General features: G+C 64.5%; 14 protein-coding genes. 7 read left to right on the top strand and 7 right to left on the bottom strand.

Translation table 11 applies throughout. The annotated features are described in order from the left end of the window. Nucleotides 1-129: 129 nt before the first annotated feature. Together XI08_RS34625 and XI08_RS34630 are read left to right on the top strand one after the other, a co-directional pair. Nucleotides 130-1,344, top strand: a complete 1,215-nt coding sequence (locus XI08_RS34625) for an acyl-CoA dehydrogenase (protein ID WP_271577848.1) — start codon at nt 130-132, stop codon at nt 1,342-1,344. A gap of 151 nt (nt 1,345-1,495) precedes the next feature. After that, nucleotides 1,496-2,413 carry an MBL fold metallo-hydrolase gene (locus tag XI08_RS34630; protein ID WP_027546211.1) on the top strand — a complete coding sequence of 306 codons (918 nt, stop codon included), beginning with the start codon at nt 1,496-1,498 and terminating at the stop codon, nt 2,411-2,413. A gap of 117 nt (nt 2,414-2,530) precedes the next feature. Here the strand turns inward: XI08_RS34630 and XI08_RS34635 are convergent, their stop codons facing one another. Both XI08_RS34635 and XI08_RS34640 read right to left on the bottom strand, forming a co-directional pair. Beyond that, on the bottom strand, nt 2,531-3,385 hold the full coding sequence (locus XI08_RS34635; protein ID WP_271577849.1) for a DUF1499 domain-containing protein: 855 nt from the start codon (nt 3,383-3,385) through the stop codon (nt 2,531-2,533). Between the two features lie 225 nt (nt 3,386-3,610). Further along, nucleotides 3,611-5,239 carry a fatty-acid--CoA ligase gene (locus XI08_RS34640; protein ID WP_271577850.1) on the bottom strand — a complete coding sequence of 543 codons (1,629 nt, stop codon included), beginning with the start codon at nt 5,237-5,239 and terminating at the stop codon, nt 3,611-3,613. Between the two features lie 65 nt (nt 5,240-5,304). On the opposite strand from XI08_RS34640, the gene XI08_RS34645 reads away from it, so the two are divergent. Beyond that, complete coding sequence (locus XI08_RS34645; RefSeq protein ID WP_271577851.1) at nt 5,305-6,375, top strand: extensin family protein; 1,071 nt, start codon at nt 5,305-5,307, stop codon at nt 6,373-6,375. A gap of 36 nt (nt 6,376-6,411) precedes the next feature. Here the strand turns inward: XI08_RS34645 and XI08_RS34650 are convergent, their stop codons facing one another. Next, nucleotides 6,412-7,092 (bottom strand): L,D-transpeptidase, encoded by a 681-nt coding sequence (locus XI08_RS34650; protein WP_027546207.1) that lies wholly within the window; start codon nt 7,090-7,092, stop codon nt 6,412-6,414. A gap of 337 nt (nt 7,093-7,429) precedes the next feature. Here XI08_RS34650 and XI08_RS34655 point away from each other — a divergent pair, with 337 nt between their 5' ends. Together XI08_RS34655 and XI08_RS34660 are read left to right on the top strand one after the other, a co-directional pair. Beyond that, nucleotides 7,430-8,407, top strand: coding sequence for a magnesium transporter CorA family protein (locus XI08_RS34655; protein ID WP_027546206.1), 978 nt, complete (start codon nt 7,430-7,432; stop codon nt 8,405-8,407). A gap of 185 nt (nt 8,408-8,592) precedes the next feature. Further along, complete coding sequence (locus XI08_RS34660) at nt 8,593-8,811, top strand: hypothetical protein (RefSeq protein WP_074077209.1); 219 nt, start codon at nt 8,593-8,595, stop codon at nt 8,809-8,811. A 251-nt stretch (nt 8,812-9,062) separates the two neighbouring features. Here the strand turns inward: XI08_RS34660 and XI08_RS34665 are convergent, their stop codons facing one another. Together XI08_RS34665 and pdxH are read right to left on the bottom strand one after the other, a co-directional pair. Continuing rightward, nucleotides 9,063-9,815, bottom strand: coding sequence for an SDR family NAD(P)-dependent oxidoreductase (locus XI08_RS34665; protein ID WP_027546205.1), 753 nt, complete (start codon nt 9,813-9,815; stop codon nt 9,063-9,065). A gap of 76 nt (nt 9,816-9,891) precedes the next feature. Next, on the bottom strand, nt 9,892-10,533 hold the full coding sequence (gene pdxH, locus XI08_RS34670) for a pyridoxamine 5'-phosphate oxidase (protein WP_027546204.1): 642 nt from the start codon (nt 10,531-10,533) through the stop codon (nt 9,892-9,894). Between the two features lie 113 nt (nt 10,534-10,646). On the opposite strand from pdxH, the gene XI08_RS34675 reads away from it, so the two are divergent. Together XI08_RS34675 and XI08_RS34680 are read left to right on the top strand one after the other, a co-directional pair. Beyond that, complete coding sequence (locus XI08_RS34675; protein ID WP_271577852.1) at nt 10,647-11,054, top strand: RT0821/Lpp0805 family surface protein; 408 nt, start codon at nt 10,647-10,649, stop codon at nt 11,052-11,054. Between the two features lie 110 nt (nt 11,055-11,164). After that, on the top strand, nt 11,165-12,127 hold the full coding sequence (locus XI08_RS34680; protein WP_027546202.1) for a DnaJ C-terminal domain-containing protein: 963 nt from the start codon (nt 11,165-11,167) through the stop codon (nt 12,125-12,127). Between the two features lie 325 nt (nt 12,128-12,452). On the opposite strand, the gene XI08_RS34685 is transcribed toward XI08_RS34680, so the two are convergent. After that, nucleotides 12,453-13,223, bottom strand: coding sequence for an anti-sigma factor family protein (locus tag XI08_RS34685; protein ID WP_271577853.1), 771 nt, complete (start codon nt 13,221-13,223; stop codon nt 12,453-12,455). Nucleotides 13,224-13,329: 106 nt separating this feature from the next. Next, nucleotides 13,330-13,818 (bottom strand): RNA polymerase sigma factor, encoded by a 489-nt coding sequence (locus XI08_RS34690; RefSeq protein WP_271577854.1) that lies wholly within the window; start codon nt 13,816-13,818, stop codon nt 13,330-13,332. Nucleotides 13,819-13,938 lie beyond the last annotated feature (120 nt).

The following is a 13,938-nucleotide window of genomic DNA, read 5'->3' on the forward strand; positions in this document are numbered from 1 at the left end:
ACGTCGTTTCCGGACGCGCGCCGTTGCGCGCCCCGGAATGATCGAAACCAGGATGCAATTGAACTTGTTGCCGCGGCGCTTTACTTTGTCGGGCAATTGTTGACGGAACCAGACGCGAAAGGACGTTTCATGAGCGTGCGCCCTCAGACCAAGGACAAGCCGGCTGCGGCTTCTTTCCAGTGGGACGATCCGTTCCTGCTCGACGAGCAGCTCACCGAAGACGAACGCATGGTGCGCGACACCGCGCGCGCCTACGCCCAGGACAAGCTGATGCCGCGCATCACCAAGGCCTATCTCGAAGAGACGACGGATCGCGAGATCTTCAACGAGATGGGCGAACTCGGCCTGATCGGTATCACGCTGCCTGAGGAATATGGCTGCGCCAATGCGAGCTACGTCGCTTACGGCCTGGTCGCGCGGGAGATCGAGCGGGTCGATTCCGGCTATCGCTCGATGAATTCGGTGCAGTCCTCGCTGGTGATGTACCCGATCTACGCCTATGGCGACGAGAACCAGCGCAAGAAGTACCTGCCGAAGCTCGCCAGCGGCGAGTGGGTCGGCTGCTTCGGCCTGACCGAGCCGGACGCCGGCTCCGACCCGGCCGGCATGAAGACCCGCGCCGAGAAGGTCTCGGACGGCTATCGCCTGACCGGCAGCAAGATGTGGATCTCGAACGCGCCGATCGCCGACGTGTTCGTGGTCTGGGCCAAGTCGGCCGCGCACGACAACCAGATTCGGGGCTTCGTGCTGGAGAAGGGCATGAAGGGCCTCTCCGCGCCGAAGATCGGCGGCAAGCTCAGCTTGCGCGCCTCCATCACCGGCGAAGTCGTGATGGACGGCGTCGTGGTTCCGGAAGACGCGCTGCTGCCCAACGTCTCCGGCCTCAAGGGCCCGTTCGGCTGCCTCAACCGCGCCCGCTACGGCATTTCCTGGGGTGCGCTCGGCGCGGCCGAGGACTGCATGCACCGCGCCCGTCAGTACACGCTCGACCGCAAGCAGTTCGGCAAGCCGCTGGCCGCGACCCAGCTCGTGCAGAAGAAGCTCGCCGACATGGAGACCGAGATCGCGCTGGGCCTCCAGGGCTCGTTGCGCGTCGGCCGCCTGATGGACGAGGGCAAGTTCGCCCCCGAGATGATCTCGATCATGAAGCGCAACAATTGCGGCAAGGCGCTCGACATCGCCCGCGTCGCGCGCGACATGCATGGCGGCAACGGCATCTCGATCGAGTACCACGTGATGCGCCACGTCCATAACCTCGAGACGGTCAACACCTACGAGGGCACCCACGACGTCCACGCCCTGATCCTGGGCCGCGCCATCACGGGCATTCAGGCGTTTTTCTGAGCTGCCGCGCGGTGAGCGTGTGAGACGATAGAACTCTCCGATTGCGTCATGGCCGGGCTTGTCCCGGCCATCCACGTTCTAGCCGGTGAGAAGAACGTGGATGCCCGGCACAAGGCCGGGCATGACGAAGTCAGCAAGGTGTGAGCAAGCCATGTCCGACAGCGACGACGTCCCGTTCAACCGCAACTTTCCACTCAAAGCCGGCGTCGTCGAGGAAGTCCGCCCCGGCGTGCGGCGCGTGCTCTGTAACAATCCGAGCCCGTTCACCTTCACCGGTACGGTCAGCTACATCGTCGGCACGGGCAACGTCGCGATCATCGATCCCGGTCCGGACGATGCGGCGCATGCGGCGGCGCTGCTCGATGCCGTTCGCGGCGAGACGGTGAGCCATATCTTCGTTACCCACACCCACCGCGACCATTCGCCGAACACGGCGCGGATCAAGCAGGCGACCGGTGCACCGGTTTATGCCGAGGGCCCGCACCGCGCCTCGCGCCCGCGCTTCGAGAGCGAGAAGCACAATCCGGAATCCGGCGTCGATCGCGATTTCGCGCCCGATACCAGGATCGCCCATGGCGACGTCGTCGAGGGCGCGGGCTGGCGCCTCGAGGCGGTGGCGACGCCGGGCCATACCGCCAACCATCTCGCCTTCGCCTGGCCCGAGCGAAAATTCAACTTCGTCGGCGACCACGTGATGGGCTGGTCGACCTCGATCGTTGCGCCGCCCGACGGCTCGATGATCGACTACATGGAATCGCTCGACCGCTTGGCCGCCCGCGAGGAGGATCTCTATTTCTCGGGCCACGGCCCCGAGATCCCGGACGGCCCGCGCTTCGTGCGTTTCCTGATCCGCCACCGCAAGGCGCGCGAAGCCTCGATCCTGCATCGCCTCGCCAAGGGCGAGGCCGACATCCCGACCATGGTGCGCGCGATCTATATCGGCATCGATCCAAGGCTGACGACGGCTGCCGGCTATTCCGTGCTGGCGCATCTGGAAGACCTGGTCGCCCGCGGCGTGGTGGCGACGGATGGCGATCCCGTGATCGGTGGGACGTATCGGATGGCTTAGCTCGTCATTCCGGGGGGCGCGTCAGCGCGACCCCGGAATCCATCGGGCCGCAGCATTGGTGGATGAAATGGATTCCGGGCTCGGTCCTGCGGACCGCCCCGGAATGACGCTGGCGCGTCACTTCTTCACCGTCTTCGCCGGTGCCTTCGGCGGCGTCACCGGGGTCTTCTTCACCGGCTTCAGCGCGTCCGCATCGGCGGCGGTGTTGAGATCGTCGATGAATTTCTTGACGCGTGCGGCGTTGCTGCCGAGGTCGCTATCGAAATAGCGCGAGGCGGAGCGGATATCGACGCGGGAATCGTCGCCGTCGGGCACGACCCTGATGGAAATGTCCTCGCGCAAACCCATGATCGGCGTGCGCGCCACCGCCTCGATGCGGCCGATGCGGCGCGGCGGCTGCGGCGCGCGCTCGTCGATGACGAGCCATTTGCGCTTGTTGACGAGCTGCAGCGCGATCGCATAGGCGCGGTCGACCGGGATCTCGAGTTCGATCGGCTCGATATCGGGATAGAAATGGCGCTGCTGCTCGGCCGAATAGAGGCCGGCATAGACCGCGGTATTGGCGCCTTCACCGGCGCGCAGGCGCGCCAGCGCGTCGAAGCGGGGCGGGTCGATCGGGTCGGTGGTGACGTCGTGGATCGCCGGCAGCTTGCGGTATTGCAGGCCGAGATAGGCGGGGTAGGCGAGGATCATGCCGTCGATCAGGAAGGCGAGCAGGATGCGCGCCATGCCGCGCGAGCCGTTCTGCCAGATCGCGGCGAAGCCGGCGAGGCCGAACAGGATCGAGAGCGCGGCGATGGCGAGGCCGCCGAAGAAGGTGACGAGCGCGGGCTTCGGCTCCAGAAAGCCGAACCGGACGACGAGGATCGACACCGCCACCGCCACCACCGCGAACACGGCCAGATTGCGCGCCCAGCTGGCGAGGCTGGACACGGGCTCCGACTGGTAGGGAGCGGAAATCCTGCGGGCCATCGGGTGAGCTCTGCCGGGTTTTGGAGGCGGTGCCGCGCCGATCTGGCGCGACGATAGGAGGCGTTGAGACCACGCCCCGGCGGCAAATTCAAGGGATACCGGGTTGCTCCTGCCCGTCATTCCGGGGCGCCCGAAGGGCGAACCCGGAATCTCGAGATTCTCAGGTTCGCAATTGCGAACCATAGTTCGATGCCGTTGGCATCGCCCCGGAATGACGTGTAAGTCCTACGCCGCCGCGTTCGGGAAGCGGTAGTCCTTGAACTGGTCGCGCAGCGCGGTCTTCAGGATCTTGCCGGTGGCGGTGTGCGGGATGCCGTCGACGAAGGCGACGTCGTCGGGCATCCACCATTTGGCGATCTTGCCGTCCATGTACTTCAGGATGTCCTCGCGGCTGGCCTGCTGGCCCTGCTTGAGCTGAACGATCAGCAGCGGCCGCTCGTCCCATTTGGGGTGGAACACGCCGATCACGGCGGCCTCCGCCACGGCCGGATGGCCGACCGCGAGGTTTTCGAGGTCGATCGAGGAGATCCACTCGCCGCCGGACTTGATCACGTCCTTGGAGCGGTCGGTGATCCGCATGTAGCCGTCCTCGTCGATGGTCGAGACGTCGCCGGTGTCGAAGAAGCCGTCCTCGTCGAGGATGTTGGTATCGACCCGGTAATAGGCCTTGGCGACGGCGGGGCCGGAGACCTTGAGGCGGCCGAAAGTCTTGCCGTCCCAGGGCAGCTCCTTGCCGGCATCGTCGGTGATCTTCATCTCGACGGCGAAGGGTGCATAGCCCTGCATCTGGAGCACGTCGAGCCGCGCGTCGCCGGTCGCGTTCTGGAACGGCGGCTTCAGCGCCGCGACGGTGCCGATCGGGCTCATCTCGGTCATGCCCCAGGCGTGGCGGACGTTCGAGCCCATGTCGAGGAAGGCCTTGATCATCGAGCGCGGCATCGCCGAGCCGCCGCAGATCACCATCTTCAGCTCAGGCAGCTTCAGATTGTTGGCGGTCATGTGCTGGAGCAGCATCAGCCACACCGTGGGCACGCCCGCGGTGTGCGTCACCTTCTCGGTCGAGAGCAATTCATAGACCGAGGCGCCGTCGAGCTTGGCGCCGGGCATCACCAGCTTGGTGCCTTGCGAGGGCGCGGAGAAGGCGATACCCCAGCTATTGGCGTGGAACAGCGGCACCACCGGCAGCATCGTCTCGGAGGCGCTGGTACCGAGCGCATCGACGTTGTTGGCCATCAGCGCGTGCAGCACGTTGGAGCGATGCGAATACAGCACACCCTTCGGATCGCCCGTGGTGCCCGACGTGTAGCACATCGCCGCCGCCGTGTTCTCGTCAAAGTCCTTCCATTTGAATTTGCCGTCGGCCTCCGCGATCCAGTCCTCGTAGGCGACGACATTCTTCAGGGTGGTCTGCGGCAGGTGCGCCTTGTCGGTGAGCACGACGTAGCGTTCGACGCTTGGCAGCTTGTCGGCGATCTTCTCCAGGACCGGAACGAAGGTGATGTCGGTCATCACGATGCGGTCCTGCGCATGGTTGATGATCCAGGCGATCTGCTCGGGGAAAAGGCGGGGATTGACGGTATGGCAGATGGCGCCGATTCCCATGATGCCGTACCACACCTCGAGATGGCGCCAGGTGTTCCAGGCGATCGTTGCGACGCGGTCGCCGAGCTTGATGCCGTCGCGCTCCAGCATCTGCGAGACCTTGAGCGCCCGCTTGTGGATCTCGGCGTAGGTGGTGCGATGGATCGGTCCCTCGACCGATCGCGTAACGACCTCCTGCTTGCCATGAATCCTGGCGGCGTGTTCGATGATCCGGTGGCAGAGCAGGGGCCAGTCTTGCATCAAACCAAGCATTCCGACGTTCCTCCGAGAAGTCGCTGGACGCGTTATCGCTCTCAGCGTTGGGCCAAAGAATTGTCATGAGTTTTAGCCTGCCGGACTTTCGCCGCAAATGGTCTTGTCGCGGCTATATGTCCGCCGGCGCGGCAATGGTTACCGCCGCGCTCGGGCTAACGCTTGCGCTCGCGGACCGGGCGGAGGCGCGAAAATATGCTGCGCCGCTCGATATCTTTGGCTTTGGTCCACCACGGCCGCGCGCGACGGTTCATGCCGCCAAGATCCCGCTACCAAAACCACGCCCTGCGGATGCCCCCAAAGCACCGGACGAGGCGGCACCGGAGGCCGACGGCAAGCCTTCCCCGGACAAGCCGGCCGAGGCCGCGCCGCCGCCCGAGAAGCAGGTTTCGGCCTGCCGGCTCGCGCTGACCGAGGAGATCGCGATTGCCCCCTCCATTCCGGATATCCGTGGCCCCGGCGCCTGTGGCGGCGAGGATCTGGTGCGGCTGGAGGCCATCGTGCTGCCGGACAAGCGCAAGGTGGCAGTCAAGCCGGCGGCGATCCTTCGCTGCACCATGGCGTCTGCGATCGCCGACTGGGTGCGCAAGGACATGGTGCCGCTGGCCACCAGCCTCGGCTCGACCATCGCCGATCTCGACAATTTTGATAGCTTCGAGTGCCGCGGCCGCAACCGCATCGCCGGCGCGATGCTGTCCGAGCACGGCAAGGCCAACGCCCTCGACGTCCGCGCCATCAAGCTCGCCAACGGGCAGTCGATTGGCCTCACCGATCGCACCATGGCGCGTGACGTGCGCGAGCGTGTGCTGCATTCGGTGTGCGCGCGCTTTTCCACCGTGCTCGGCCCGGGCTCGGACTGGTACCACGAGGACCATATCCATCTCGACTTGGCGCAGCGGCGCAACGACTACCGGATCTGCCAGTGGAACGTCTGGGATCCCCTGCCGCAGATCGCTCCGCTGCTGCCGGCGGAACGGCCTGAGGAGGCGCCGCCGCGCGAGGTTGCGTCCAAGCCTGAGGCAAAGGATGGAGCTGGTGACGAGGCGGCTGAGAAATCCCCCGCGCCTGCGGACAAGTCGGCGGCCGGCGGCGACAAGGTCCCGTCACGCAAGCCCGCAACAAAAAAGCGCCGGTAAAACCGGCGCTTTTGAAAAGCCTCGGGAAAGGCCGATTTAGTAGGAAGAATTGGAGCCGCCGCCCTGGAGCGCAAGGCGCGAATTGTAGGGCGAGTCGCCGTGCTTCGGCTCGAGCACCACGACGATGGTGCCGACCTTGACCCGGTTATAGAGGTCGATCGCGTCCTCGTTGGTCAGGCGGATGCAGCCCGACGAGATCGAGGCGCCGATATATTCCGGCTGGTTGGTGCCGTGGATGCGGAACAGCGTGTCCTTGCCACCCGAGTAGAGATACATCGCGCGGGAGCCCATCGGATTGTCCGGGCCGGGCGCAACATAAGTCGGCACGCCCAGGCGCGAAATCTCGCCCGGGGTCGGGTGCCAAGCCGGCCACTCGGTCATGCTGCCGACCTTGGCGATGCCGGACCAGGCCATGGCTTCTTCACCGACGGTGATGCCGTAGCGGATCGCCTTGCCGCCATCCATCACCCAGTAGAGGTAGTGGTTGTCGGAATCGACCACGATCGAGCCCGGCGATTCCTTGCGGTGGTAGTCGACGATAGCGCGGCGGAACGGCTCCGCGACCGGAGTATTCTCGTACCGGACCTTGGCGAGCAGTTCCTTGTCCTTCGGCTTGAAGGCCTTGGTGTCGGTCGCCTCGAAATGCGTGGCCTGCATGCAGCCCGACAGCATCAGGCCGGCGGCCAAAATCCCCAACTTAACTCTCAGCGACGACATGATTTGGTTCCAATCAAAACAATACCGCGCGGGAAAGCCTGAGCTTAGCGCCCAAGTTCCTCGACTCCGTTAATCCCATTATCGTTGAAATCTGCCACAATTCCAGCACTCAAGGCCTTTTCCCGCGCTGCGAGACCTCAGCTGTGGCTTTTTTGCCGCAAGTTTTTCGACTTTGCGCGGGTTTTGGGGCAAAGCGTGCCGAACTGTCGATTCCGTGCCACGGTTGGGCCACGGCGTCGCCACAAATGCAAACGCTCCGTTAATGTGCTTGTCATGATGAACTTGTCAGAATCGCGCTAAAGGCTGTCATTCTGTCGCAGGTTCTCTGGAGTTGTTCATGTTTTCGGTGTTTGTTCCCTCCGAGTCCTCCCTCAAGAAGGCTGTCATCGAGGATCTCACGGCGCTGCCGGAGAGTGCGGTCTGGATCGACCTCTTCAGTCCGAGTGCGGCCGAGGACAAGGCGGTGGAGCGGCTGGCGGGCATCGCCATTCCGACCCGGGAGGACATGCAGGAGATCGAGATCTCCAGCCGCCTCTATATCGAGAACGGCGCGCGCTACATGACCGCGACGCTGATGTGCCACTCCGATACCGACATGCCCCGGACCACGGCGGTGACCTTCATTCTCGGCGACCACCGCCTGGTGACGGTGCGCTACGACCTGCCGAAGCCGTTCGCCCTGGTCGAGGCCAAGCTTGGCCGCTCCTGCACGCCGGCGATCACCGGCGAGATGGTGCTGATGGAACTGCTGGACGCCGTGATCGACCGCTGCGCCGACATTCTGGAGCGCTGCGGCGCCGAGATCGACCAAGTGTCGCACGACATCTTCGAGCCCGAGAGCGAGCGCCACGGCCATGCCAAGCAATATTCCCAGATCCTGATCTCGATCGGCCGCAAGGGCGACCTCACCTCCAAGGTCCGCGAGAGCCTGGTCTCGATCGGCCGCGTCGTCGCCTTCCTCTCGGCGGTGGTGGAGGGCGTGAAATGGTCGAAGGACATGCGCGAGCAGCTCAAGACCATGCAGCGCGACGTCTCCTCGCTGACCGACCACGCCTCCTATCTCTCCAGCAAGATCACCTTCGTGCTCGACGCCATGCTCGGCGTCGTCAATCTCGAGCAGAACAACATCATCAAGCTGTTTTCGGTCATGGCTGTTGTCCTGATGCCGCCGACGTTGATCGCCTCGATCTACGGCATGAACTTCAAGGCGATGCCGGAACTCGAATGGGCGCACGGCTATCCGATGGCACTGGTGCTGATGCTGATCGCAGCCATCGTTCCGTACTGGATCTTCAAGTGGAAGAAGTGGCTCTGATACCTACCGAGACCTTACGCCGTTCGTCGAGACACGGTGGTTGGTGTCGCAGAATAGAGCGGGATTGCGGCGTCGCGGTGATGCGTGGCTGCCGCCCCAATTCCTCCGGTAAAATTTGAGCGGTGAGCTGAACGTTTGCGCGAAACTTGTCTGCGATAAGTAGTGCGTAGCCGCGAGGAACAGCCATGGTTGAAAAACACATAACGTCGCCCCGGAACGTCATCGATCTGGCGAACTATCGTCAGGCCCTGGCGAACGGCAAGGCGTCGTCGATGTCGGCACGCATGTGCCGGCACTGTGGTGCTCCGCTGCTCGATGGTGAGAACGACGACGACTGCTCGACCGCATTCAGCACGGCCACGCCACGGCCGCGCGAGAGGTCACGTCGGATTCGACTCGATTGAGGAACGGAAGGTAAGGGCGATCCAGGTCTTGCGGCGGCTTTGTCTGGATCGCCTTGCTTCCCTAGGCACTATTTCCAATTCCGTCATTGCGAGAAGCGAAGCGACAAAATTGCGAAGCAATTTTGCGCTGGTGCGACGAAGCAATCCAGACCGTCTCTGCGGAGGCAACCTGGATTGTTTCGCGGAGCCTGTCATCGGGCCGCGCTTTGCGCGGACCCGGTGGCTCGCAATGACGACGGCTAAAGGATGGCCTAGACGTGCTGGCCGCCGTTGATGTGGATCTCGGCGCCGTTGACGTAGGACGAGGTATCCGTGCACAGCACGTAGACGATCTTGGCGACCTCGTCGGGCGTGCCGAGCCGGTGCATCGGGATCTGCTGCTCCACGATTTTCTCGGTGCCGGGCGACAGGATCGAGGTGTCGATCTCGCCCGGCGCGATCGCGTTGACGCGCACGCCGACGCGGCCGAAGTCCGAGGCCATCTCGCGCGTCAGGGATGCGAGCGCGGCCTTGGAGGTGGCATAGGCCGCGCCTGCGAAGGGATGCACGCGCGAGCCCGCGATCGAGGTGACGTTCACGACCGAGCCCCTGGCCGCCTTCAACTCCTCGATCAGTCCGCGCGCCATCATGATCGGCGCGAAGAAGTTGACGTGGAAGACATGCGTCCAGGTATCGAGATCGGTGTCGACCGAACCGAGCCGCGAGCCGCCGGGGCCCTTCGGCGAGATCGCGGCGTTGTTGACCAGCGCATGCAGCATGCCGCCCTCGAGGCGGTCGCGAATTTCGGAGATCGCGCGGGTCGTGTCCTTGGGGTCGGCGAGGTCGACCTGGATGTGGTCCTCAGGACCCGCATCCCAGGGGCAGTCCTCCGGGAAGGGATGCCGCGAGCAGGTGATGACGCGCCAGCCCGCCGAGGAGAAACGGATCACGGTGGCATGGCCGATACCGCGGCTGGCTCCGGTCAGGAGCAGCGTGCGTCGCGGTGCGTTTGACGAATGCGGCATGAAGGTCTTTCAGGTTGGAGCATGATCCGGAAAAGTGTGCAGCGGTTCTCCGAAAAGATCATGCTCAAACAAAATGCTAAGGGTACATCCGCGTCTTGGACCACTTCTGGCCCGCGGCGTCACGACGAAATTCGATGCGGTCGTGCAGACGGAATGGGCGATCGTGCCAGAACTCGATGCGGACCGGTGTGATGCGCCAGCCGCTCCAGCCCGGCGGCCGCGGCACCTCGCTGATGACGTACTTGGCCGCGACTTTTGCGATGGCCTGTTCGAACGCGAAGCGGCTCTCCAGCGCCTCGGACTGCTTGCTCGCCCAGGCGCCGATCTGCGCCTGCTTGGGACGGGTGGCGAAATAGGCGTCGGCCTCGGCGTCGGTCACCGGCGTCACGTTGCCGCGGATGCGGACCTGACGGCGCAGCGACTTCCAGTGAAAAAGTAACGCTGCCTTAGGATTTGCGGCGAGTTCACGGCCCTTCTGGCTTGCGATGTGGCTGTAGAAGACAAAACCCTCGGTATCGAAGCCCTTCATCAACACCATGCGCACGTCCGGCAGGCCTTCCGGGTCGACGGTTGCGAGCGCCATGGCATTCGGATCGTTCGGCTCGCTCTTGATCGCCTCGTTCAGCCAGGCCTCGAACAGCGCAAAAGGCTCGTCGGCGGCGGTGAAATCACCGGATGTTAAGGGTGTCTGGTGTTTCATCGAGGTCGTGTCGGTCATGTCTGGAGTCCGAGTTGCGTTCCGCGGCCCAAAACGCGTTGTTGTCCGCTACCGCCCTATATAGGGCATGGGGACGCGTTGGCCTATCGGCGATCCGGCCGTCCGGCTTTGCCATGACGGTGATCCTGATCGGCTTCGGCACCGGCGGTTGCAGCTTTTCCCGCAATGACACCGGCGCCTATGCCAAGGCCGCCGACAGCGACCTCACCGGCTCGATCATGCGGCCGGCGAGGGACGCGGCACCGACCGAGACCGATCTTGCCTTCGCCCGCAACGCTGCGTCCGATGTGCTGAGCAAGGGCGACAAGGATTCCAGCCAGCACTGGGAGAATCCGGATACCGGGGCGCGCGGCTCGGTGACGCCGATCGCGCAATCCTATGCCGCCGAGGACGGCCGCAAATGCCGCGATTTCCTCGCGAGCTACGTCAACGGCAATACCGAAAGCTGGCTCCAGGGCGCCGGCTGCCAAAGCAGCCGTGGCCGTTGGGAGATTCATACGCTAAAGCCGTGGCGGAGCTAGGATTCGGCCGGCAATCCTAGTTGCAAAAATGCCACTCTCTCCCCACATGGTTCGCAGGTGGGGCGGGGAGCCCTTTGAACAATTCGATTTCTTTGAAGGAGACGTGACGGATGCGCGACCCCTATGAGGTCTTGGGGGTGCCGCGGAGCGCCAACGCTGCCGCGATCAAGAGCGCCTATCGCAAGCTTGCCAAGAAGCACCATCCCGATAGCAACAAGGACGACCCGAAGGCCGCCGAGCGTTTCGCCGAACTCAATTCGGCCAACGAGATCCTCGGCGACGAGGACAAGCGCAAGCAGTTCGACCGCGGCGAGATCGACGCCGACGGCAAGCCGCGCTTCCAGGGTTTTCCGGGCGGCGGCGGGCCGCGTGGCCGCGCGGGTCCCGGCGGGTTCGAGAGCTATACGTTCCGCTCCGGCGGCGGCCCGGGTCAGGGTGGCGGCGCCTTTGAGGACATCCTCAACAGCATGTTCGGCGGCGGGGTGCGCGGCGCGCGGCCCGGGGCCGGCAGCGCCGGGCAGTTCGAATTCGACACCGGCGGGGTCGGGCTCGATCTCGACGTGAACGTCGCCATGTCCGTCTCGCTGGAGGAGTCGGTCAAGGGCGGCGAGAAGCGCGTCCGGTTGCCGACGGGCAAGGAGCTCAACGTCAAGATCCCGGCCGGCGTCACCGAGGGTCAGCAGATCCGGCTGCGCGGGCAGGGCGAGAGCGCCCAGGGCCATCCGCCGGGCGATCTCCTGATCACCATCGGCATTGCGCCGCACCCGTATTTCAAGGTCGAGGGCGCGGATCTGCGGATCGACCTGCCGGTTACGCTCTACGAGGCGGTGCTCGGCGGCAAGGTCCGCGTGCCGACCCTTGGCAATGCGGTCGAACTCTCGGTCCCCAAAAACACCTCCAGCGGCCGCACCTTCCGGCTGAAGGGCAAGGGTCTGCCCAAAGCGGGTGGAACCGGGGATCTCTTCGTCACCGTCAGGATTATGCTACCGGACGGGAACGACGCCGAGCTTGAGGCATTGATGGAGAAGTGGCGGGACCAACACCCCTACAATCCACGTAGCGGGCTTGGTTAGGGCGCGATCGGAAGTGAAGGGGTTTTCCTAAGGTCTACAGCATCCTCCCTGGAGATGATGCTCATCATATGCCTGAGGCGTGACAGCGCTTCTCGGCTCACATGCTCGACGTGTCGGCTGTCCGGCGGGGCAGCCGATAAAAAGGTGCGGCCTCGAGAGGGGGACCAGCGCGGTACCAAAAACCCCAATCGAGGCCGCCCGCGTCGATCGGCGGATCGAACGCTACTCATTTTCGCGTGATCATCCGGTGCGATAATGAGACGCGCCGATGTCTTGATTCCAAATTTTCAATGACGGAATCGAGGCACCGCGCTTGTGCGGTTGTCTAGGTGCCGTTTTTCTCTGCCTGGTCGTACACGGCCTGCGCCACCTTGGTCAGCCGGTCGCGATCGCCGCCGCCGCTGACGACGTAGCCGACGCCGCGCTCGGCCCAGAACAGCGCGCCGTCCTTGTCCGTCCTGGCGTACCGCATCTGCGTTGCACCATTCTCGGTCTTGGCAGTGTAGATCGTGTACCGCTCGCCCGAGGCGCCCTCATACATCAGGAACGACGCCGGCCCGTTCGGCCCCGGCAGGAGCCGGCCGCCGACCAGCTTCAACCCACTCGCCTCCAGGTTCGGTGCGAACACGGTCCAGCCACAGCGCCTGGTCAGCCAGGCCTGGAGATGGTCGCGCTCGTTGCCGCCGACCTCGACAGGATGGCGGACCTCGACGACATAGAGGCGGTGGGCGTCGAGTGCGTCCGCCGTGAAGCTCTGGAAAGTCGAGGGGGCGCTGGCGGCGCCATGCGCGACCCAGCCGGCGGTGCCGCCGGCGACAAAGGCAACCAGCACAGCCGCGGCGGCGCCATAGAGCCATTGCCGGGGGCGGCGCTCCAGCCGTTCGAGCTCCAGCCGTGCCGGCACCGGCTCCTGGGCGACGGAATCGTAGCGGGCGTGCAGCATCTCGGCCATGGCGCGCCAGGACTGCACCCGCTCGGCATCGTCAGGATTGGCGGCAAGCCAGGCCTCGACGTCGGCGCGTCGCTCGGCCGGCAGCTCGCCATCGACATAGGCGTGCAGCTCGTCTTCGGTGATCGGAATATTGCGGTCGTTCATATCGATCGTCTCTGGCTCTGCGGCCCAAAATATCCTTCGTGACTCAACTTCGCTCGCTTCGTCGGCAGACTGCGGGCGGACACTACGCGATGCATCAATCCCGCCATCATTTCACTCGCCTGAGCGCCGGGCGCTCATCCTCCAGCGAGGCTTTAACGTGGGCGCGGGCGCGTGCCAGGCGCGACATCACGGTGCCGATCGGCACGCCCTGGATGTCGGCGACCTCGCGGTAACTCATGCCCTCCAGCATCACCAGGAGCAGCACCGAACGCTGCTCCTCGACCAGCGTTGCCAGCGCCTTCTCGATGTCGCGTCCCTCGGCTTCGGTCCCGCTGGCATCCGGGTTGTTCTCCGTCAGCTGCATGAATTGCGGCCGCCTTGCCAGCGAGCGCCGCCGGTTCTTGTTGAGGTTGGTCAGGATCGTATACAGCCAGCTCCTGACGTCGCCACCGAGAAACAGGCGCTCCGAACGCAGTGCGCGCACCAACGTATCCTGCACCAGATCGTCGGCCGCATCCGCATCGCGCGTGAGCGCGCGGGCGTAGCGGCGCAACGCCGGGATCATGGCTTCCACACTCTGGCGAAACGCACTCATTGCGGTCTTGACGTCCTGGTGTTCGGCGCGAGCGCCTTACCCATCATAACACCCGAACGGAACGGCTATTCCGGCGCTCGAAACAGCGTTAACGCCGCGTATTAGGACTGTACCGCGAAG

Source organism: Bradyrhizobium sp. CCBAU 11361, assembly GCF_028128935.1.
Classification (GTDB): Bacteria; Pseudomonadota; Alphaproteobacteria; order Rhizobiales; family Xanthobacteraceae; genus Bradyrhizobium; species Bradyrhizobium niftali.

Excerpts from the sequence above, each read along its gene's own strand:
- XI08_RS34665 (WP_027546205.1), bottom strand. The coding sequence starts at position 9,815 with ATGCCGCATTCGTCAAACGCACCGCGACGCACGCTGCTCCTGACCGGA.
- XI08_RS34640 (WP_271577850.1), bottom strand. The coding sequence starts at position 5,239 with ATGCTTGGTTTGATGCAAGACTGGCCCCTGCTCTGCCACCGGATCATC.
- pdxH (WP_027546204.1), bottom strand. The coding sequence starts at position 10,533 with ATGACCGACACGACCTCGATGAAACACCAGACACCCTTAACATCCGGT.
- XI08_RS34655 (WP_027546206.1), top strand. The coding sequence starts at position 7,430 with ATGTTTTCGGTGTTTGTTCCCTCCGAGTCCTCCCTCAAGAAGGCTGTC.
- XI08_RS34680 (WP_027546202.1), top strand. The coding sequence starts at position 11,165 with ATGCGCGACCCCTATGAGGTCTTGGGGGTGCCGCGGAGCGCCAACGCT.
- XI08_RS34675 (WP_271577852.1), top strand. The coding sequence starts at position 10,647 with ATGACGGTGATCCTGATCGGCTTCGGCACCGGCGGTTGCAGCTTTTCC.
- XI08_RS34650 (WP_027546207.1), bottom strand. The coding sequence starts at position 7,092 with ATGTCGTCGCTGAGAGTTAAGTTGGGGATTTTGGCCGCCGGCCTGATG.
- XI08_RS34685 (WP_271577853.1), bottom strand. The coding sequence starts at position 13,223 with ATGAACGACCGCAATATTCCGATCACCGAAGACGAGCTGCACGCCTAT.
- XI08_RS34630 (WP_027546211.1), top strand. The coding sequence starts at position 1,496 with ATGTCCGACAGCGACGACGTCCCGTTCAACCGCAACTTTCCACTCAAA.
- XI08_RS34660 (WP_074077209.1), top strand. The coding sequence starts at position 8,593 with ATGGTTGAAAAACACATAACGTCGCCCCGGAACGTCATCGATCTGGCG.
- XI08_RS34635 (WP_271577849.1), bottom strand. The coding sequence starts at position 3,385 with ATGGCCCGCAGGATTTCCGCTCCCTACCAGTCGGAGCCCGTGTCCAGC.
- XI08_RS34690 (WP_271577854.1), bottom strand. The coding sequence starts at position 13,818 with ATGAGTGCGTTTCGCCAGAGTGTGGAAGCCATGATCCCGGCGTTGCGC.
- XI08_RS34645 (WP_271577851.1), top strand. The coding sequence starts at position 5,305 with ATGAGTTTTAGCCTGCCGGACTTTCGCCGCAAATGGTCTTGTCGCGGC.
- XI08_RS34625 (WP_271577848.1), top strand. The coding sequence starts at position 130 with ATGAGCGTGCGCCCTCAGACCAAGGACAAGCCGGCTGCGGCTTCTTTC.